At 39.2% G+C, this 293-nt stretch carries 1 protein-coding gene (running past one end of the window); it reads right to left on the bottom strand.

The window, feature by feature from the left end; translation table 11 throughout:
• Positions 1 to 248: 248 nt before the first annotated feature.
• A protein-coding gene (locus F4X88_20440) for a TIR domain-containing protein (protein ID MYA58652.1) crosses the window boundary here: on the bottom strand, positions 249 to 293 show its final stretch. 756 nt of this gene lie beyond the right edge of the window; the window shows 45 of its 801 coding nt (coding positions 757–801); the start codon falls outside the window, past its right edge; the stop codon is at positions 249 to 251.

The following is a 293-nucleotide window of genomic DNA, read 5'->3' as shown; positions in this document are numbered from 1 at the left end:
AATGCCCCGATTGTGATATGCCTCGGCATAATCGGGTTGTAGTTTTATAGCCGTGGTAAAGTCATTTATAGCGTTGTCAAAATCACCTTTTGCCTTGTAAGCATTGCCACGATTGTAATAAGCTGTGACAGAATCAGGTTTAAGTTTTATAGCGGTGTTATAGTCCTTAATAGCGTTATTAACATCGCCTTTTATGTTGTAAGCAGCACCACGATTGCTATAGGTGTTGGCATCACTCGGTTTAAGTTTTATAGCGGTGTTATAGTCCTTAATAGCGTTATTAACATCGCCTT

The sequence above is a fragment of the Candidatus Poribacteria bacterium genome (assembly GCA_009839745.1).
In the GTDB taxonomy this organism is placed as follows: domain Bacteria; phylum Poribacteria; class WGA-4E; order WGA-4E; family WGA-3G; genus WGA-3G.
This window is presented reverse-complemented; position numbering and strand designations above follow the sequence as displayed.